The 19,363-nt window shown below is 71.0% G+C and carries 12 protein-coding genes and 1 pseudogene; 6 read left to right on the top strand and 7 right to left on the bottom strand.

The window, feature by feature from the left end:
* Positions 1-121: 121 nt before the first annotated feature.
* Positions 122-1,435, bottom strand: a complete 1,314-nt coding sequence (locus ACFWPS_RS05300; protein ID WP_383701168.1) for a hypothetical protein — start codon at positions 1,433-1,435, stop codon at positions 122-124.
* A 1,055-nt stretch (positions 1,436-2,490) separates the two neighbouring features.
* On the opposite strand from ACFWPS_RS05300, the gene ACFWPS_RS05305 reads away from it, so the two are divergent.
* Positions 2,491-3,024, top strand: coding sequence for a hypothetical protein (locus ACFWPS_RS05305; protein ID WP_383701170.1), 534 nt, complete (start codon positions 2,491-2,493; stop codon positions 3,022-3,024).
* Positions 3,025-3,584: 560 nt separating this feature from the next.
* Here the strand turns inward: ACFWPS_RS05305 and ACFWPS_RS05310 are convergent.
* The 4 genes and pseudogenes from ACFWPS_RS05310 to ACFWPS_RS05325 all read right to left on the bottom strand — a co-directional run.
* Positions 3,585-3,707 (bottom strand): annotated as a pseudogene (locus ACFWPS_RS05310) (DUF3631 domain-containing protein); the annotation flags it as partial.
* A gap of 292 nt (positions 3,708-3,999) precedes the next feature.
* Positions 4,000-5,667: a sialidase family protein gene (locus ACFWPS_RS05315; RefSeq protein ID WP_383701172.1), complete on the bottom strand. Its 1,668-nt coding sequence runs from the start codon at positions 5,665-5,667 to the stop codon at positions 4,000-4,002.
* A 525-nt stretch (positions 5,668-6,192) separates the two neighbouring features.
* Positions 6,193-6,399 (bottom strand): hypothetical protein, encoded by a 207-nt coding sequence (locus ACFWPS_RS05320; RefSeq protein WP_383701174.1) that lies wholly within the window; start codon positions 6,397-6,399, stop codon positions 6,193-6,195.
* Positions 6,400-6,674: 275 nt separating this feature from the next.
* Positions 6,675-6,950: a hypothetical protein gene (locus ACFWPS_RS05325; RefSeq protein WP_351713601.1), complete on the bottom strand. Its 276-nt coding sequence runs from the start codon at positions 6,948-6,950 to the stop codon at positions 6,675-6,677.
* 712 nt (positions 6,951-7,662) lie between these two features.
* Between ACFWPS_RS05325 and ACFWPS_RS05330 the strand changes: the two genes are divergently transcribed.
* The 5 genes from ACFWPS_RS05330 to ACFWPS_RS05350 all read left to right on the top strand — a co-directional run bounded on the left by ACFWPS_RS05330 (position 7,663) and on the right by ACFWPS_RS05350 (position 12,231).
* Positions 7,663-9,087 carry a DUF4041 domain-containing protein gene (locus ACFWPS_RS05330; protein ID WP_383701176.1) on the top strand — a complete coding sequence of 475 codons (1,425 nt, stop codon included), beginning with the start codon at positions 7,663-7,665 and terminating at the stop codon, positions 9,085-9,087.
* A gap of 31 nt (positions 9,088-9,118) precedes the next feature.
* On the top strand, positions 9,119-10,012 hold the full coding sequence (locus ACFWPS_RS05335) for a phosphorothioated DNA-binding restriction endonuclease (protein ID WP_383701178.1): 894 nt from the start codon (positions 9,119-9,121) through the stop codon (positions 10,010-10,012).
* A 91-nt stretch (positions 10,013-10,103) separates the two neighbouring features.
* Positions 10,104-10,283 carry a hypothetical protein gene (locus tag ACFWPS_RS05340; RefSeq protein ID WP_383701180.1) on the top strand — a complete coding sequence of 60 codons (180 nt, stop codon included), beginning with the start codon at positions 10,104-10,106 and terminating at the stop codon, positions 10,281-10,283.
* Between the two features lie 66 nt (positions 10,284-10,349).
* Positions 10,350-11,033 (top strand): hypothetical protein, encoded by a 684-nt coding sequence (locus ACFWPS_RS05345; protein WP_383701182.1) that lies wholly within the window; start codon positions 10,350-10,352, stop codon positions 11,031-11,033.
* 130 nt (positions 11,034-11,163) lie between these two features.
* The gene (locus ACFWPS_RS05350; protein WP_383701184.1) at positions 11,164-12,231 is read left to right on the top strand and encodes a PucR family transcriptional regulator; all 1,068 of its coding nucleotides are present in this window, start codon (positions 11,164-11,166) and stop codon (positions 12,229-12,231) included.
* On the opposite strand, the gene ACFWPS_RS05355 is transcribed toward ACFWPS_RS05350, so the two are convergent.
* Together ACFWPS_RS05355 and ACFWPS_RS05360 are read right to left on the bottom strand one after the other, a co-directional pair.
* Positions 12,213-17,039 carry a DNA repair ATPase gene (locus ACFWPS_RS05355; protein WP_383701186.1) on the bottom strand — a complete coding sequence of 1,609 codons (4,827 nt, stop codon included), beginning with the start codon at positions 17,037-17,039 and terminating at the stop codon, positions 12,213-12,215. The genes ACFWPS_RS05350 and ACFWPS_RS05355 overlap by 19 nt on opposite strands.
* Positions 17,040-17,294: 255 nt before the next feature.
* Positions 17,295-19,322, bottom strand: coding sequence for an SPFH domain-containing protein (locus ACFWPS_RS05360; protein WP_383701188.1), 2,028 nt, complete (start codon positions 19,320-19,322; stop codon positions 17,295-17,297).
* Between the last annotated feature and the right edge of the window lie 41 nt (positions 19,323-19,363).

A 19,363-nucleotide genomic window follows, 5' to 3' on the forward strand; every position in this document is an offset into this window, starting at 1 on the left:
CACGACAGCCCGAGCCGTTTGGCCGGGCCCCAGCCGCCACACTGCGAGCCGTAGCCCGTGGACTACGCGGCAATTCCACCTTGGGGGAGAGGCCGCACCACCAGCTGTCGGCCCACGTCCATCATTCCGCAGCCGCCTCACCACGGTCGATCATGGCCATCAATTCCGAGACCTCTTCTTCAGCTTGCCGCAGGTCGGCGGCGCTCTGCTCCTTGTCCTCCTCCCACCTCACGCTCTCGAAGATCTCTTCCGCTTCCCACTCATCGAGCAGATCGTGAGGTCTGTGGTCCCAGTTGCCGAGCTCCCCGTAGTACTCCCTCGCGCTGTACAGCAGCCGGAGATCCGCTTCGACGAGTCGAAAGCGGGGGGTCGCCGCATAGAAGTGCTGATGCATCGGGCGTCGAAGGTGTACCTCGACAGCCCCGAGATAGCTCTCCGACCCAGCCAGGAGCGCTTGGTGCAGGTCCTCGAGTTGGCTTCTACGCACACCACGCACGAGGGCATAGGCCACTTCCACATCTGCCAGCAAAGTGCCCAGGCCGTGAATGGAGTGCGTCGACCACACTTTGGGCGCGCCTGCCAAGAGGGACGCGGCGATGTCGAGTGGCTTCGGCATGGCGGTCAGCACCGAGTGGGTGAAGACAGTACCTATGGAGACCGTGAGATCACGCCTGAATTCCGGTACCACACGCATCAGCTGCCGGAATGTCTCCCGCTCGATCTGCCCTGGATAGACCTCGAGTTCGTTGAAGTGCAGCGCCACAGTGACGTCATCGCTGCTCCGGTCACGAGGAGCCCCCTGCAGTTGGGACCCCGACGCACTCGACGACACCTCTGTCTCAAAGTCATCGACAGCTACTGCTCCTGCGATCGGGCCCTCGCCCTGAACGATGTACTTCATGTAAGCCCCTTCGGAGGTTTGCGGCTTCCCGAAGAACAGTGCGGAGATCCGAATGGCATCGGCCGATTCGCCTACGACGAGTCCGATCCCGGCATAGGCGACCTGCTCCGCTTCTGCGCTGACCAAATCCGTGCCAGCGGTGGCGGTGGTCAGCCATTGCGGGTCGTACCGGATCATGATCGTCCGTCCACCCAACCGAAAGGACAGGTAGGGGTCGTCTTGCCATGACCCCGTAAGCGGCCGAGGAAAAGGCTGGTTGGATGTGTTGCGGCTGCGCATCGGCGCATTGAATGCCACGTACATCCCCTGCTGGATCGTGCCCAGACGCCCTTCGTCGAGAGGAACGGCATGATCCCGCCACGACTCGAAGACAGGACGTACCGTCCCGACGAACACCCCGGGGGCGAACCCCTGCCCAGAGAACGGCCGCGTGGGGTCAAGACCAGCACGTTGAGCCGCCTGGCTCACGACATCCCCGCCCGGAAGCATCGCGACCCTCGGCACGTTGAGGTAGTCGATGCTGCTGTAGCTCATCCTCCACGACTGTCCGGCTTTCCTCAGCGCGGCAGTCCACGTCTCATGTTCCGCCTTGCGCCTGGACAATTCCTCAACGGTGTACGCCTTCCCGTTGTTCTTGTCGACGATGTCGTGGCAGGTCGAGCACAGCAACAAGAGGTTCGTTACGGCGTTCCTAGCCTCGATCGGCAGGGCGGGGTCCGCTCGGGGCCCGTGATCGCTGAGCGCCACGTTGTGTGCGGTCTGAGCCGTTGCAGTGCGTCCAGCAGTCCCGGGGTCCAGCTCCCGCCGACACATCTGGCACATGCCGTTTGCCAGCCTCCAGAGCTCCCGGCGAACACTCTCACTGACCTCCGGCCCTCTGGCCATACCGCCCCCACCTCATCGCCATTTCGGATCGCACATGCGTGCGCTGCTCAGACGCACCGAATCCTGCCAGCGATCAAGTCGGTAAGCGGTAACTCCACGCCATTTCTGCAGGCACCTCACGCGACGTTGGCCGGCACTGCATGGTTTTAGCCGCCACGAAGGTGCCCTCATGTCCACTCCAGGCCGAGCAGTTCCGATCCGAGCGATGGCGAAGCACTTGGACATCCCGAAGAACATGGGTGAAGCGAGCCTTGGCCTTGGGCAACCCGGCGTACTCACCACTGTGGTGACTGCAGTCGTCGTGGCGATGGCCGCTGTGGCACGATCCGCGCCGGGTCCCGGCCCAGCACGAGACCGGAACTCCACCCGCTGGGAGCCATCTGGGAGCCGACCCGCTCCCCAAGTCCCCTCGGCGCCAACCGGCACTGCCCCACCCCAACACCCTGACCAGGCAAAACAGCAAATCGACCGGTGGCGATCGTGTCCGAGCCTCATTCGGGACGAAGAGGTCGTGGGTTCAAATCCCGCCACCCCGACGCTGGGCAGAGGGCCAATCGTGTGATCGCGATTGGCCCTCTGTCGTGCTCAGGGGCCAAACAGGGGGCCAAAGGCTTTCGATCAAGATTCGAGTGGGTCCGTGATCCGCTGGTGCTGTGACCAGATAGTTTCGCCGGGTTGGTGTCTGTGGGCCCGCACTCGGTTGGATGTCCGGCATGAATGCTTCCGCGACAGCAACGAGCGTATTGCTGGTGGTAGTTGGTGCCGCCGTAGGTGTCATCCCCACGTATCTGATGGAGAGGAGAAGGGAGCGGCACGCCCTGGCAGTGCGTTGGGACGCGCCGCTCTACGACCTGTGCAAGGAGTGTGCCGCCTCGGCGCGGCAGCTCGTTCATCTTGTCCGTCGCCTTGACCGAGTCGCGGATCGGAACGAGCAGACTGACAAGATCGACAGCGAACACGCCCGGCTCCGGTCCGTGGTGCAGCAGCTGCGCATCCTGGGAACGGCGGAGCTCCAGCAAGCGGCTAGGGAAGTCGAGCACCACGCCTGGTGGGTGCGCGCCGTGCACGAGGGCCGTCCGGACGAACTCATGGACCACTACGGCGGCCGTGCGGTGGAGGACAGGCTGAGAGACTCGATGCGCAGATTGTTCGTGGCCGCGCGTCGCCAGCTCGGAGTCAAGGATCCCGCCATCGTGGTCTCGGACGATCCGATCGACCCCAGACGCCCGGCTCCCTGACCGAGTCGCGGGCGGGCGGCAAGGAGCGGCTCCGTGTGGCGGCGTGCTGCCCCCACACGCGGTGGGAGGACCACTCTCGTATCTCTCCGAACCTGCCCCCCAAGCGCCTGGCCCGGGACTCAGGCGCCAAGCGCCTCATGTTCGTCATCCTGGTTTGCGAAGATCACGTCCATTGCTTCGGCCCCCTCCGTGATCACGGGCCGGAGCTGCTTCCGGTAGACCGCTTCCGTGGCGCGGCCCTGTGGAATCGGGGTGAATCTCAGGCGGTGGCTTCTGCCTCGCGCTTGAGGAGTTCGACGTGCTGCGCGATGCACTCCGGCGGTAGGAGCCGGCGGCGGCAGATACGGACGGTCTGAAGTCGCCCGAGGCGTATCTCCTCGTAGGCCGTCCAGCACCCGATGGGAGTGCCTTGACCGCTTCTTCGGACCGGTAGAGGAGCTGTTCGGCAGGTGGAGCAGCGGTGGTCATGCGGCGGTGCCTCCTCGGCAGGGTTCCGGGGGCGGTGGCCCCGTTCCTGTCGGGTCCGCCATTTCCGCCGGGGGCGGGCAATGGCGCTGCCACGCGGCGCGAGCCCTCTCCGGCCACGTGCCGCCCGCTGCGTCGGCCACGACGAGCAGGGGCTCCCGCACGTCCGCCGGCCGGTCGCTGATGTCCTCCGGGAGTTCCGGGAACACTCCGTCGACCAGGGCCTGTCCGACGGCTCGCGTCACCGACCCTGCACGCGACAGCACTGTCACCCGAATGGCCCAACATGACGTGCCACCCACATGGGTGAAGATCAAGCTGACTAGTGCCCCAACCGAGGCAATCCGTGAAAGGCGAACCAAATGCGCATTCGACGAATCCTCGCCACCGTCATCGCCACGGCAGCCCTCGCCGGACTCGGCCTCACAGGCGCCGCCACCGCCACCGCACAGGGTGCCCCATCCTCCGTCACCCCTTCTGAGTGCAGGCAGGGCGGCGGAATTCCCGCGATCAACGAACCGGGCAACCTCTGCAAGGGCGGTACGCACGACGGGGAGCAGGTCGACTAAACCCCGCGAGGCGCCCCGCAGCCACGCGCCGCGGGGCGCTCTCGCGCGAGCGCGGCCGGGGGAGTCGCGGGGACTGTGCCGACCCGTCGGGCACGCCAGGTCCGAGTCGGCCCGGAAGCACGCGGCGGGCGGGAGCGCGGGTGCGGAGACTGCCGGTGTACACGTCCGTACGGTTCTGTGGTGCGCCGGAGTGGGTCTCGGTGAGCACCGCCCGTACTCCCTTGCCGTCTGCCACCAGGCCTTGGTAGTCGCCGAGGAAGTAGCCCCCGGCGAACGGCGCCTGCAGCCAGTCGAAGACCCGCGAGATCCGTCGTTCGGTCGGGAGCTTCGGGTTTCCGTACTGCAGTGTGGCCAGTTGGTAGGCGGTGGGCAGGGTGGTGGTGTTGCCGGGCTTGAGGAAGCGCAGGTCGTAGTAGGTGAGCGCGACCGTGCCCCGCTCGGCGACCGCGATCGACGGTGAGAAGGCCGGAACGCCCTCGGGGCTGATCAGCTCCGGGGTCCCCCAGGTGCGTCCGCCGTCGGTGGACCGCACAAGCTGGACGGAGTCGAACTTTCCACCGGAGAAGTCCGAGCCCTCGTAGGCCATGTACAGCGTGCCTGTCGCGGGGTCGACGGCCGGGCTCGGCAGGGTGGACCCGGCGCGCAGCAGTTTGGTGGGGTCGTTCGGGTCGACCTCCGGTACGGACGTGTCCCGGGCCACGGTGACCGGGGCGCTCCAGGTCTCTCCGGCGTCGGTCGAGGTGACCACCTCGTAGCGGGCTTCGACGACGGTGCTCAGGTCGTCGGAGAAGGTGATCCGGTCGAAGAAGTCGTACAGGGTGCCGGTGCGCCGGTCGGCGACGATCAGATGGCCGATGGTCTGGGTGTTGGGCACGGTGCTGGTGTCGACGAACGGCCGGGCCCTGCTCCAGGTGCGGCCGCCGTCGCGGGTGAGGGAGATGTAGCCGGGACCGTCGAGGGAGCTGGGGCCGGGTGGGTCGTTGTCGAGGCGGTTCCAGACCTGGTAGGCGGTGCCCTTGCGGATCGGGTCGGCGGTGAGTGAGGGCTTGTCGTTGAAGAACGGCTGCTCGTCGACGTGCGTGGTGGTGAGGTTCTGCCAAGTGCGGCCGCCGTCGCGGGACGTGACGGTCAGGAGGGCGGTGCGCGTGCTCTTCGTGAAGTCGACGCCCTCCCCGCCGGCGTAGACGGTGCCGTCCGGTCCGGTGCTCACCCAGGGGTCGGTGGCCCGTTCGTAGTCCGCGCCGCCGGGGGCGCACAGGCTGAACGGCAGCGTGCTCTGGTGGAAGGTGCGGCCGTCCGTGGTCCAGCCGGCCGCCAGACCACGGGCGCCGCCGTCGTTCCAGCGGTCCTGCTGGAACACGGTGACCACGTGCTTGGGGTCGCGCGGATCGACGGACAGGTACGGCTCGACCTCGGTGGCCGGGTAGACGACGCTGTCGGGGGACCTCGCTCCGATGGTGCACTTCGCGTACGGGTCGCCGTGGGACACCTTGACCAGTGGTGTGCCGTCGGGGTTCCGGTCTGCTGCTGCGGCGGGAGTCGCGCCGGTGACCGTGACGAGCAGGAGCGCGGCGGTGGTGACGGCGGTCAGGGGCAGGAAGACGCGCATGCGGGATTTCCTCCGGGCCTGTCGGCCGGGGTACGGGACCGCCGTCATCGGGGCGGCCTGGGGCGCGGAGGCGTACCGGAACGCGAGGGTGGGGCGACTCCGCCTGGTCCTTTTCGGCGTTGCAGCCGGTGCCCTTGATGGGCCGAACGACGGAGTCGTCCCCGGGGTCGTCCCCGGGGTCGTCGAGGAGCACGGCGGAGCCGACCGGCGGGTGCAGCGTGCCGGTCGGCTCCTTGGTCGTGCTGTTACGGCGCCGTCTCGTAGGTCCCCGGAGAGGGCCGTGGGCCGCGTGCCGGTCGGCGATGCCGGCACCTCAACGCGGACAGCGGCGCGATCATCGCCCGCGCCAGTAGGAAGACTCCGTCACCGTCGGCACATCCAGACTCGAGGCCGGCGGGACTGCGAGTGCCGCGGTGTCGAGACGGGCGCGGGCGATCCACGCGACGGTGGACCGGGTGCCGTCACTCCATACCCACCGCGCCGGGTGCACCGGCCGGACTGGTTGCCCAGCCGTGCGCCGACCGGTCAAGTGATCGCCTGCGTGGTCCCGTCAGGCAGCGCGCAGGCGTAGCCGGCGTAGGCGCGTGCGACGATCTGTCCGCCGGCGGCCGTGCAGTCGTCTCTGGAGATGTTCGGAGACGAGGCGGCCCCGGCGCTGACAGCGCCGACGGCGCTCACGCCGGCAAGGGTTGCCGCGGCCAGGGCGAGGCCCAGGATTCTTCGCATGCGCATGCCCTCCTCCTCTCAGGCGCCTTCGTTCGGCCTTCGGGAAGGACAAGTCTCAGGCCGACGGCGCCCTCTTGCTCAGCATGGGCGCTCCGCATGAGGCCCGCGAGGCGAGGCTGGGCTGGCTGGGCTGGGCGCCGCGCCCGGGCGGTGGCCGCCCGGCCCCGGAGAGGCATGACGTCACCCACCTCGACCGGCCGCATCGGTACGCCGCGTGCGCATCGAGCCGTGCCTGCCTCCGAACGGGGCCGGAGTGGCAGGCGGCTGCCGCGCGCGGTCCTCTAACGCGGTTCGTGGGCCGCCGCCCGGCAGGCACCGGTCGCGGCGCCGCCCGCCACTCCGGCCCCGGTCAGCCCGGTCACACAACTCTGCAGGTCTCCGACCACGCCACGGCTGCAGGCCGCTGTGACGGAGTCGGAAGCGGTGGCACCGGCCAGTTCGGCCATCCGTGTGCAGGCGGGGATGTCCGCCCGGGCCGCGGGAGCGGCGAGGACCGCACCACCGAGGGTGAGGGTCAGGCCGGTGAGGGCACCGGCGATACGGGTCGACGTGCGCATGGGACGCACCTGCCTTCCGGATTGGTCGCGCGGTCCTGGTCCCGGCGGGCCGGATCCACGCGGTAAGGCCGCCTGGCGACGCTCGGTGAGTGGTGCCCTGGCCGGCCGGCTCACAGACTGGCCGCACGATCAGACTGACCGCACGATTCTGCGTCGCATCGATGCCGCATCGATGCCGCATCCATGTCGCATCCATTGAGCCGCACCGGGACATGGTCGCCAGGCCGAAGGAGAGGGCCCCGGACCGGATGAGACGCACTCGGACCTCCACTCGCGGGCGGGCCCCTCACTCCAGCGTCGCATCCTCTCCCCCGCCCGTCCTGGGCATCCGGGGGCGCGTATCCCCGCCTTGTGACTGCGCCGGTGACATCACCGCCTTTCACTCATAGTCAAAAGATCGTCACGAGATGCAGTCTTCCGGCGCCGAGTGATGGATCGAGTACAGAATGTTATTCTCCGTTTTTTGCCGGAATTATCCGGTGGACTGTGGGCTGTGGGACGCCCCAGGGGCGAGGGGGGCTGGGACATGAGTACTTATCGCTTCAATGCGCCGCCGGGTTGGCCGGTGCCACCTGCGGGATGGATGCCGCCACCGGACTGGCGGCCCGATCCGTCGTGGCCTCCGATGCCGGCGGGATGGCAACTGTGGGTTCCGGACGTCGACTCCACCGCTGATGCCCTCACTGCTGACGTTGCCGCGGGAGCCTCCGCGGTGCCGTCGCCGCGGAAAGGCGGGCTGTTCGGGCGGCGTCGTGCGAGTGCCGTCTCCGAGGCCGACGAGCTGCGTGCGTGGATCACCAGGACGCAGGGGCTGGATGCCACGCAGGTCGCCGGCCTCGTACGGCAGGTCGAGGCGGAGGCCGCCGCGCTGCGTGAGAGAGCGACTGCCGAAGCCGCTGAGGAGGCCGCGGGGATCCTCAAGGACGCTCGTGAGACAGCGAAGGAGATTCTCGGCGACGCGCGCCGGACCGCGAAGGAGACCGAGCGGGTCCGCAAGGACGCCGAACGCCACCGCATGGACGTGTCCGCCGCCGAGCGGCGGCTGGCTGAGTTGCAGGCCCAGATCGTCAGCACCGATGAGATCGCGATGCTGCAGGAGGCCGGGGTCTACTCGTATCGGCATGCGCTGCACGACGCGATCGCCTACCGCAGCCGGCTCGACTCCCTCCAGAACGAGATCAAGACGCTTGCCCGCGCGGGCCGCGCCGTCCATGCGGCCACGGACTGGACGGTCAACGGTTCCAAGCGCGAGGGCCAGAAGATGGTCCGCGACTTCTCCAAGCTCATGCTGCGCGCCTACAACGCCGAGGCCGACTACGCGGTGCGCTCCATGCGGCCGCACCGGCTGAGTTCCCTTGTCGACCGGCTCTACAAGAGCCGCGAGACGATCGCCCGGCTCGGCGCGACCATGCACATCCGGATCTCCGACGAGTACCACAACGCGAGGGTGCGGGAGTTGGAGCTCACAGCCGACTATCTGCAGAAGAAGGAGGAGGAGAAGGAGGCCCAGCGTGAGGCGCGCGCCCGGGAGCGTGAGGAGGCCGCGGTCCAGCGGGAACTCGACCGGCAGCGGGAGAAACTGAACAAGGAACTCGGCCACTATCAGGCGGCGCTCGACCGCCTGCGCGAGCGCGGTGACGAGGCGGGTGCGGCGGAGATGGAGGCCAAGCTGGCCGAGATCGAGAACGCCCTGCAGGACGTCGAGTCCCGCGCGGCGAACGTCCGCACCGGCTACGTGTACGTCATCTCGAACATCGGCGCCTTCGGCGATCGCATGGTGAAGATCGGCATGACTCGCCGACTCGAACCGCTGGAACGCATCTATGAGTTGAGCGGTGCCGCGGTCCCGTTCCGCTTCGACGTCCACGCGCTGATCTTCAGCAAGGACGCGGTCGGCCTGGAGACCGAACTGCACCGGCAGTTCGCCGCACAGCGGGTCAACCAGGTGAACAGCCGGAAGGAGTTCTTCTACGCCACCCCGACGGAAGTGCGGGACGCACTGCAGCGGTTCGCCGGACAGCATCTGATCGAGTTCACCGAGGAACCGCAGGCGTTGGAGTGGCGGGCCGGCAGACACGTGGCAGAGGCCGGTGCGCTTGCGGGGAGCGCGGGAGCAGGCGCACCCCGGACGACGTGAGGTGCGGCGAGGCGCCATTACGATCACGGTCATGGATTGGCTGGAGCGTGCCGCGGGTCTGAGGCAGTGGAGTCGGGACGGGGTGCGGGCGCCGCACAAGCCGTTGCTGCTGCTGTACGCGCTGGCACGTTTCCAGGCGGACGCCGAGGGCGAGTTGCGCTACACCGCGGTGGAGGCCGATCTGAAGCAGCTGCTGGCCGAGTACGGCCCGGCGCACGGGACCACGCCCGCCTATCCCTTCCATCACCTGGTCAGCGACGAGGTGTGGGAGGTACGGACCGACCGCGGCGTCGGCAGCCCGGGCACAGGAGTCCGGGAACTGCGGGCCGGCGGCGCCGCCGGGCGGCTGGCCCCGGACCTGCGGGTGGCGCTGCGCCGGGAGCCGTCGCTGCTGGGCCGGATGGCGAGGGTGCTGCTGGATCTGCACTTCCCTCCGTCGCTGCACCAGGATCTGTGCGAGGCGGTGGGCCTGGAACTGGAGCTGGCGGAGACCGGCACCCTGGCAGCGGCCGAACAGCGCCGACGGGACCGGCGGATGCGTGAGATGGTGCTGACCGCCTACGAGTACCAGTGCGCCTTCTGCGGCTACGACGGCATGATCGATACCGTGCCCGTTGGGCTGGAGGCCGCCCATGTGCGCTGGTGGGCGTACGACGGCCCGGACGACGTCGACAACGGCCTGTGCCTGTGCTCACTGCACCACAAGCTGTTCGACAAGGGCGTCCTCGGTATAGGCGACGGTCAACGCATCCTGGTCTCGCAGCGCTTCGTCGGCCGCAGCCCCGCCGCCCGCGAGCATGTCACCGCCCTCGCCGGCCGCCCGCTCATCGGCCCTCAACCCGGCATCCGGCCCATCGCGGAGACCCACCGCTCCTGGCACACCGGCCAGGTCTTCCGAGGCTCCCCACGCCCCGGGGCCACCTGACCGGGCCACTCCCACGAGGCACTTCCGCGCAGGCACCCTGCTGTGGCTCCCGCCCGTCCGCCGGGACCCCGGCTGGGGTCGCCGGCCTGCGGTGGGCCGGCACCGGGGCAACGGCCGCCGGTACGTCAACATGGTCGTACGCGCGGATGATCTGGAGAACTTCCGGGTCAAGGGTGTCTACAGCGAAGCTCTGGTGCGCAGCCTCAACGGCTACGACCACGACCCGGCCGCCCCGCGGACCCTGCAGAACCCGTGGACCCGCGAGCCGTGATTCGCGCGTTCGAACCCCCGGCCGTGGAGTTGGCGGTCCAGGCTGCCGCTCCTAGGCTCGGCAGTCATGACAGTTCTGGTCGCTGTGTGGGGAGCGTCTCCCGGCGTGGGCAAGTCGACGCTGTGTGCCGGGCTGTCCCAATGGCTGGCTGATGCGGGGCTGCGGGTGGACCACTTCCGCGAGGAGGAGATCCTGACCCGACCTCAGTTCGCCGCGGTGGCCGAGGAGTTCGGGGCAACAGGCAGGGTCGAGCCGGGGACACTGATCGCGGCGACTGCGGATTTCGTCGATGCGGCCGTGACGAGCGGCGACGACGTGGTGGTCGCGGACGCGCTGATGCCGTTCGTGCCGACGCTGCTGGCCATGGGGCACGGCGAGGAGACGATCGACGCCTTCATGACCGACCTCACCGAGGTCCTCGCGCGGGTCCGGCCGGTCATGGTCTTCCTCGACGGGAATGCCGAGTCCGCGTTGTCCCGAGCCGCGACGAGGGAAGGCGAGCAGTGGCTGGACCGGTACGTCGGGAAACTCGCCGGCTATGGGGTGAGTCCTCCGGTGGCCGACCCGGCTTCGGCGGTGACGTACCTGCTGCGGGAGCGAGCAGTGACACTTGGCGCAGTCCGGCGGAAGGACTGGGGCCTCGTCGTGATCGAACGAGCTGACGAGCTGCCCCGGAGTGAGGTGCTGCGGGAAGCGCAGCGAGGCCTGCGGCCGTGGCTCGGCCTCGGCAAGACCGTCACACACGGATAGGCCGACGCCGCCCGCGCCGAGCAGCAGAGCCGGGTGCCGCACGCGAGAACGCCACCTCAGGTGTTGTGTGGCTGCGGTGCGGCGTACGCTGGCAGGTCGCTGTCGCAGGGTGCGGGGGAGGAAGCGGGAGTTGGCTACGGACAGAGCGGGTTCCGGTGTGTCCGCTGCGGCCGAGGACGGTTCGTGGACGCGGTTGCTGGAGGATGTGGCCAGGAGCGGGCGGCGGTTGCGACGTGCGGAGCTGGAGTCGCTTCGGGAGTACGGCGACCGGGCTGCCGAGGAGGGGCGGGGGCTTGCCGAGCTGGTCGACGAGCGGCTGGCCGCGACCGGCAGGGTCTGGGAGGGGCAGCCGGTGGACGCGGCGTCGATGGCGGCGCTGCGAGCGGCGGTGGCCGCGCTCGCAGCGGGGCACGGCCGTGCCTACCGGGAGCGGCTGCGCCAGGAGGAGGCCGGGCGGCGGGAGTTCGTGGCGGACCTGCTGAGCAGTCGCAGTGATCTGGGGCGGCTGGCCGAGCACGCCGAGCGGTTCGGGCTCAATCTGGCCTGCGCGCATGTCGTCGCGGTCGCCGAGGGCGACGGCTACGACCTGGAGGACCCCCAGGTGCGGGCGCTGGAACGGCAGTTGCTCGGCCGCTTCGGCGAGGAGGAGGTCCTGCTGGCGGTGAAGCACGGGCGGCTGGTGTGCATCGTGCCCGCCGGCGCGGGTGAGCCTGCGGCGATCAAGGCGTTCGCGGAGCTGACGCAGGGGCGGCGGGTCGTGGTGGGCCGTCCGCACAGCGGGCCCGGCGGTGTCGTGCACTCCTACGAGGAGGCGCGCAACGCCCTGGAGCAGGCGGCCCAGCTGGGGCTGGACGGGAAGTTGCTGAACGCGGCCGACCTGCTGGTCCTGCCGGTGCTGCTGCGGGACCGGGAGGCCCTGGAGGACCTGGTGCGCGGGGTGCTGGGCCCGTTGCGGAAGTCGCGGGGCGGGGCTCAGCTGCTGCTGGAGACCCTGACCGCCTACGCGGAGTCGCGCTACGTCGCGGCGGAGGCGGCGCGGCGGCTCGGGCTGAGTGTGCGCGCGCTGGCGTACCGCATCGCGCACGTCGTAAGGCTCACGGGACTGGATCCCGACGACGCGCTGCAGCGCTACACCCTGGAGACGGCCGTGTTCGGTGCGCGGCTGCTGGGGTGGCCGGATCAGTCGGCGGACGGGTAGGCGGCGGACGGAGAGACAGCGGACGGGTAGGCGGCGCACAGTGCGTGCCAGCGGGCTGTCTGTTCCGGGGTGGACCGGCCGCGGAGCCGGGCGAGTTTGAGGAGGTTGGCCTCGGCGGCGCTGCCCAGGGTCCGTGCCTCGGCGAGATAGTGGTCGTCGAGCAGGGCCTCGACCTCGGTGTCGCTCTGGACCGGGTCGACCCGGGCGGCGAGCTGGGCCATGGTGCGGTAGGAGCCCTGGAGCAGGAACGGCGGTTCGCGGCGGTCGGTGTCCTCCTGGGCGGCGGAGGCGATGTAGGCGCCGTTGACGGCCAGGACGGTCTGCTGGATGCGACGCAGCCGGGTGAGCGTCGCCAGCACGCGGTCCAGGTCCTGCACCGGGTGGGTGAGCTGGTCGGCCTGGGCGCCCGGGTCGCCGGCGGCGAGGGCGGCCAGCAGGCCGAGGTCGGCCGGGTCGGTTCCGGCGAGAGGGGCCAGCACCGGGTTGGCGGCGAGGGCGTTCTCCAGGAAGGAGAGGGCGAACAGGTCCTGATGGCCGGTGAGCACCTCGCCGAGGTTCCAGACGTCGGCGCGGTTGGCGAGCATGTCGGGGATCTGGAACCGGTGCCCGTTCGCGGTGTGGGGGTTTCCCGCGAGGCAGACGGCGAAACGGCGCCCGCGCAGGTCGAAGCTGCGGGCGACGCCGTCGCTGACGGCCTCGACGCGGCGCTGCGTGTCGCACAGCGGGATGAACTTCTGGAGCAGTTCGGCCGAGACATGCTGGATGTCGTCGAGGTGGAGGAGGACGTTGCTGCCTGCCTCCAGGGCAAAGACGATCTTCTCGACCTCGCGGCGGGCGGCCGCGTCGGGGGCGCGGTCCGGGTCGAGCGAGGTGGTGCCGGTGCCGAGCGCGGGGCCGTCGACGCGGACCATGAGCAGACCGAGGCGGTCGGCGACGTATTCCAGCAGGGTTGTCTTGCCGTAGCCGGGCGGGGAGAGGAGCAGCAGCAAGCCGCTGCGGTCGGTGGTGCCGGTGGTGCCGGTGGTGTTGAGCGTGCCGAGTTGCTTGGCCAGGTTGTCGCCGACCAGCGGGAGATAGACCTGGTCGATGAGCTGGTTGCGGACGAAGCCGGCCAGCGGGCGGGGGCGGTGGTCGTCCAGGCGCAGCCGGGCCCGCTCGGCGGCCAGGACGTCCGCGCGCTGTCGCTGGAAGGCCCGGAAGGCCGGGGCTCGCTCTTCTCGGAACACCCTTGCACGGTGCGGGAGTTCGTCGATGCGTACGGTCAGCCGGCCCTCGTGGACGCGGGGGTGGGTGCCGAGGAGGCCGTCGACGGTCGCGCCGACGGGCGCGGTGATCTCGTAGCGCGGCAGGTCGGGTGCGCACAGGTGCGCCACGGCCTCCGGCACGCCCTCGCCGTCGGATTCGTCCGCGCCGTCCGCGTGGGCGGCGGCGTACGAGCCCAGCCAGGCGGCGGCGAGTTGGTGCCGTGCGGGCAGGTCGGTGTCGAGCGCGTCCAGGTCCGCGGTGAGGGCGGGGGCGGCGGCGGTGTGGCGGAAGCCGTCCAGGAGGGTGCGGGCGGCGACGCCGGTGGCGAATCCGTCGTGCGGGTCGGCGAGTTCCTCCTGGAGGTAGTCGCCCGCCCGTGGCGCCGGGGGGAGTCCGAGGGCGGTGGTGAACTCTCCCACCGCGTCCGCGAGTTCGGCCGCCAGGTCGGAGGAGGCGGTCGCCACGCCGTCCGGGCCGAAGTGGACGCGGGCCAGTGCCAGGGAGCGGGCGCGGCGCTGCCAGGCGGTCCGCTGGGCGTCGGTCGCGCCGTGGGCCCAGAACAGCTGGGCGGTGGCGCGTACCTCGGCGGGGTGCTGCAGCAGCCCCGCGCCGGCCCGGAGTCGCAGCAGCGCGCCGAGGACGGCGGCGGCGTCGTGGTCGTGGACGCCGCGCTCGTACCCCTCGTCGTAGCCGCGCTCGGCCGCGCGGCGGACCTGGTCGAGCAGCGGTTCACCCGGTTCACCGGTGGCCGTGGACAGCAGCGAGGCGGCCAGGTACTCGGCGCGGTAGAGCGTCGGTGACTCGCTCACCAGGGGCTGCGTCCAGAACTCGCGGCCGGCCAGCAGCTCGGGGAGAGCGGCGGACCGGCGGTAGCCGGTTCCGGTGACGACGAAGGCCAGACCGTCGTCGCCGTCCGGCTGGAGGGTGAGTTCCACCGGTTCGCGGCGCACGGCGAAGCGGTGGCGGCCAAGGCGGACGGCGGCGCCGCCGTCCTCGGACAGGTCGGCCCGGTCGCGCAGTTCGCGCAGGGCGGTGCGGACGGCGCCGAGCAGGCCGTCCTCCAGTTCCTGGGCGCGTACCTGGTCGTCGAGGTCGCGCAGTTCCCCGGCGGCGGCGCGGATGCGCAGCGCCATCGGGTCGGCGGCCTGCGCGGCGTGCACGTCGGCCGCCGAGCCGAGCCCGGCGAGCCTGCGGCTCAGCGCCTCCAGGGCCCGCCGGGCGGAGGCGGCGACCCGGTCGGCGCGGGCGGCGGCCTCGTCCAGCAGGGTCTGGCGGCGGGCAGCGAACGCCTGCCGGATCTCCTCCCGGCGCAGGGCCAGGTCGGCGGCGAGGTCCTCGGCCTCGGCGAAGCGGGCCTCCAGCGCGTCCACCCGCAGCAGCAGACGGGCGAGTTGGTCGTCGCAGGCGGCCGGGCTGTCGGCGGCGGACAGCGCGGCGGTCGTCGCCTGGGCGAGCAGCGCGGACTCGGCGGCGTGCGCGGCGCGGTGCTCGGCGTCCATCAGGGTGCGGCGGCGGATGGTCAGCACCGCCCGGGCACGGTTGACGGCTGCCAGGACCTCGCCGATGGCCAGCAGTACGGCCGTTCCCGCGCTCGGGTCGGCATCGGCCGCGCCGGTGACCAGGTCGGTGACGGTGGCCAGGGCGTCCGCCTGCTCGGTGAGACGGTCGGCGAGCCGGGCGGCCTCGGCGGCGGTGGCGATCGAGGCGGCTTCCTCGGCGGCCAGCCGCGCGGCGGCGAGAGGAGCGGCGAAGGCGTCGGGACCGGCGAAGAAGGCGAAGGCGCGCTCGGTCGCCGCCGCGAGTTCGGCGGCCAGGTCCGCCTCGACCCGGTCCAGTGCGGCCAGGTCGAGCTGGGGCAGTTCGCGCAGGGTGCGGGTACGGCCCTGGGCCCGGCGCAGTTCGGCGAGGAGTACGGTCCAGGCGTCCGCGTCGGCGGGCGGTTCGCCGTGGGAACGGCGGACCAGCGCGGCGGCCTCCGTACGCGCCTCGTCCAGCGCCTGCGCGGCGCGGGCGGCGAGTTGCCGGACCCTGGCCTGCTCGGCAGCCAACTGCTCTGCTGCGGCCCGCAGTTCGGTGAGCGGTTCGAGCAGGCCGGTGTCGGCCAGCCAGTAGTGGCGGTCCGCTGCCTTGGCACAGGCGTCGAGGATCAGCTCCGGGGACGCCGACGTCTGTTTCTCCTGTACCGCGGCGGTCGCGCTGCGGACCACGTCGAGGCAGTCGGCGATGCCCGCGACCAGGTCGGCGTTGCCGATCCGCGCCAGCGGGCCGTCCCCGACCGGCTGGGCGGCGGCGTGCTCGGCGGACTGGAAAGGGGTGTTCCAGAGCTGGAGTTCGTGCGTGCGCACAGGCTCGTGGTCCGGCCTGAGCAGGACGAGGGTGCCGTCCGGCAGCAGGGCGTACGCCGCGCCGTGCAGAGCGCTCGCGGCCTCGCGGCGAACGGTGTTCCACGGCAGCAGCAGGACCTGGGCACGGCCCGGCCGGCGCAGGACGTAGAGCAGGTCCTCGCCGTTGGGCGAGGGGAGCACCGCGTCGAAGCGCAGTTCGTCCGCGGCGGGCCCGTCGGCCGCGGAGCCGGCACCCGCCCCGCCCGCGCCCGACGAGCCGGCCGCACCGGCCGCACCGGCCGCACCGCTGCCGATCCGGAAGGCCCGGTGGCTGCCGTCCGCCAGCTCGTAGCCGCCGGGGAAGATCAGGCCCTGTTCGGCGGGCAGCAGCCTGGCACCGCGGCCGAGGGAGTCCTGGCGACGCACCGAACCGGTACGGGTGTTGACGACCAGGTAGCGGTCCGCCGGTTCGTTGTAGGGGCGGACCCGCAGGAGCAGCAGGGGGCCGGTCGCCGCGTAGGCGACCGTGGCGTCGGCCAGGCTCTGCAGCGGCTCGTCCACCGCCTCCTGGAACAACGGCCGGTCGCCGGGGTGCGCCCGGACCGTGAGGCTGCCGCCGGTGGTGGCGACCGAGACCGCGCCCTCGCCGCCTTCGATCAGGATCCTGCCGTCCGCGTGGTGCTCGCGTCCGGTCGTCGTCCACGGCAGCTCGGAGACGGGCGGCTGCGGCAGGTCGCGTTCACCGTGGTTGCCCAGGTACTCGACCCGGTCCGCCGCCAACTGCCAGCTCAGGACCCGTAGATCGCCCTCGTTCTCACCGGTGCGGAACACGGCGAGCAGCCGCCCCGACGCCGTACGCCGCAGGTCGGTGAGGCGCGCGTCCCGGTAGTAGCGCAGCAGTTCGGCCAGGTCGCGGTGGAACCGCTCGTCGTCGAGCAGGCCGGGGACCTTCTCGGGCCCCAGGGCCGAGCCGTCCGGGGTGTGCAGCGACAGCAGGCCCGCGTCCAGGCCGGGCGCCGAGGTCCCCAGGAGGAGGACGTCGGGCCGTACGGCGACCACGCCGCATGCGGTGCCCTCGCCGCCGGTGCGCGGCCGGGCCGAGCCCGCCAGCTCCAGTGGGCGGGAGCCGAAGGCCTCCTGCCGACGGGAGTTCAGCGAGGCGGCCCGCCGGCCGAGTTCCGCGGCGCGGTCGGCGAGCCTTGCCCGCAGGATCTGGTAGGTGCCGTCCTCGACGCCCATGGTTGCTTTCCGTTCCTCCTGGCCGCGTTGCGCCGTCGATCGTCTGCGGCTTCGTCGTGGCTGGTCGCGCCCGCGCGGCGGCAGCCGCACATCAATACAGCCCCGCGCCCCTTCGAGGCGCCCCCCTCGGGGGCGCCTTCGTCCTCGCGCTACTTCGTCGTACCGTTGCCGCGATGCGCCGTCGATCGTCTGCGGCGCCATCGTGGCTGGTCGCGCAGTTCCCCGCGCCCCTTACGGGGCACTGTCGTGGTCGCGCTATTTGGTTGAACCGTTGGCGAGTTGTACGGGGTCGGCTGGCGTGGTGCCGTCGGGCGTCTGGCCGGCGAGCAGCTTCATCAGGAGGGCCAGGTTCCACGGGCCGCCGGCCGCCAGCGAGCGCAGCACCTCCGTCGCGTCGCCGCTGAAGCTCTTCTCGCCGTTCAGCCAGTCCGCCCCGAGGGCCTGCACCGTCTCCGAGCCCTGCACCGCGCCGTCGATGGCCTTGCCGAAGGACACCGCGCCGACCAGCCGCTCCAGGAACACGCTGTCGCCGCCGACGATGTCGATGTCCGCGCTCTCCAGCCCGGCGGCCAGTACCGCCGCCTGGGCCTCGGCCACCTTGCTCTGGACCTCCAGCGCGGCCATCCGGACCTCCTTGTCCGCGGCCAGGCGCAGCCGGAACTCCTCGTGGGTCCGGGACACCTCGTCCAGCGCGGCCATCGCCGCCGCCTTCTCCTTGAGACCCGCGGCCTCGCCGAGCAGCCGCTCCCGGATGCCCGCCGCCTCCGCGTTCGCCTTGCTCTCCGCGACCGCGGCCTCGGCGAGCCCGACCTTCTCGACGGCCTCCGCCTTCTCCTTCAGACCCGCGGCCTCGCCCTCAAGCCGGGCCCGCACGCCGGCCGCCTCGGCCATCGCCTGCCGCTCGGCCACCTCGGCCTGGGCCAGGCCGGCCGCCCCGGCCAGGGCGCGCTCGCCCTCCGCCCGGCGCACGTTGGCGGCGGCCTCCAGCTCCGCGCTCTTCTGCCCGGCCTCGGCCAGCACCAGCTGCTCCTTGGCCCGCAGGTGCGCGGCCTGCTCGGCGGCCTCGGCCGCCTTGATGTCCTTGACCAGCTGCTCCTGCGCCTCCGCCTCGGCGGCGATGATCACGGTCTGCCGGGTGCGCTCGGCCTCCTGGACGACCCGGACCCGCTTGATCTCCTCTTCCTGCTCCGCGACCGTGCGGTCCACCGCGATGCGCTCGCGGACCACGTCGGCCACGGTCCGGCGCTCCACCTCGACCTGCTTGTCCTTCTCCGCCCTGGCGAGCTCGACCTCCCGCTCCCGGTTGACGACCTCCAGCAGCCGGTCCTTCTCGATGCGCTCGCTCTCCACCGCGAGGACCCGCTCCCGGTTCTTCTCGGCGACCGCGATCTCCCGCACCTGGTTCTCCCGCTGGACGCCGAGCAGTTCCTCGGTCCGCAGCAGCGCACTGTGCGCCTTGAGCCGCTCCTCCTCCTGGACCTGCGCGGTGGTGGCCTCCTCCTGGGCGCGCAGGGTCTCGATCCCCTTGCGCTGCCGGATCTCCGCCTCCGCGCGCCGCCGTTCCAGCTCAAGCACGGCCTCGCGCGCGTCCACGTTCTGGCGCGTGATCTCCATCTCCTCGTTGCGCTGGAAGTCGTTGGTGCGGATGTGCTCCAGCGCCGTCAGTTCGGTGATCTTCCGGATGCCCTGGGCGTCCAGGATGTTGGACGCGTCGAGCTGTCCCAGCGGAGTCTGTTCGAGGTGGTCGATCGCGGCGTCCTCGAGGTGGTAGCCGTTCAGGTCGGTGCCGATGGCCGCGACGATGCGGTCCCTGAACTCCTCGCGCTTGGTGTAGAGGTCGGCGAAGTCGAGCTGCTTGCCGACGGTCCGCAGCGCCTCGGCGAACTTCGCGCTGAACAGGTTCTGCAGGGTCTCCTGATGGCTGGCCCGCTCCGTGCCGATCGCCTGGGCGACCTTGACGACGTCCTCCACCGTCTTGTTGACCCGGACGAAGAACGTGATCTGGATGTCGGCGCGGATGTTGTCCTTGCAGATCATGCCCTCGCGGCCGGTGCGGGAGATCTCGATGGTCTTCACCGAGATGTCCATGACCTCCGCCCGGTGCAGCATCGGCAGCACCAGGGCGCCGGTGAAGGTGACGTCGACGCTCTTGGGCCGGGAGACGATCAGGGCCTCGCCCTGGACGACCTTGCGGAACAGCCGGCCGAAGAGCAGCAGCGTGCCCAGGCCGATGAGCAGCAGGACGGCGACGAGTACGCCGATTCCGATAGTGACGACAGACATGGCTGTTCCCTTGGACGACCTTGCCGTGGATGGATGAGAGA

This window comes from Streptomyces sp. NPDC058457, from assembly GCF_042720695.1.
In the GTDB taxonomy this organism is placed as follows: Bacteria; Actinomycetota; Actinomycetes; order Streptomycetales; family Streptomycetaceae; genus Streptomyces.

Coding starts and splice junctions, on each gene's coding strand:
- ACFWPS_RS05300 (WP_383701168.1), bottom strand. CDS start 1,435: ATGAGCTACAGCAGCATCGACTACCTCAACGTGCCGAGGGTCGCGATG.
- ACFWPS_RS05355 (WP_383701186.1), bottom strand. CDS start 17,039: ATGGGCGTCGAGGACGGCACCTACCAGATCCTGCGGGCAAGGCTCGCC.
- ACFWPS_RS05360 (WP_383701188.1), bottom strand. CDS start 19,322: ATGTCTGTCGTCACTATCGGAATCGGCGTACTCGTCGCCGTCCTGCTG.
- ACFWPS_RS05305 (WP_383701170.1), top strand. CDS start 2,491: ATGTCCGGCATGAATGCTTCCGCGACAGCAACGAGCGTATTGCTGGTG.
- ACFWPS_RS05345 (WP_383701182.1), top strand. CDS start 10,350: ATGACAGTTCTGGTCGCTGTGTGGGGAGCGTCTCCCGGCGTGGGCAAG.
- ACFWPS_RS05335 (WP_383701178.1), top strand. CDS start 9,119: ATGGATTGGCTGGAGCGTGCCGCGGGTCTGAGGCAGTGGAGTCGGGAC.
- ACFWPS_RS05325 (WP_351713601.1), bottom strand. CDS start 6,950: ATGCGCACGTCGACCCGTATCGCCGGTGCCCTCACCGGCCTGACCCTC.
- ACFWPS_RS05320 (WP_383701174.1), bottom strand. CDS start 6,399: ATGCGCATGCGAAGAATCCTGGGCCTCGCCCTGGCCGCGGCAACCCTT.
- ACFWPS_RS05315 (WP_383701172.1), bottom strand. CDS start 5,667: ATGCGCGTCTTCCTGCCCCTGACCGCCGTCACCACCGCCGCGCTCCTG.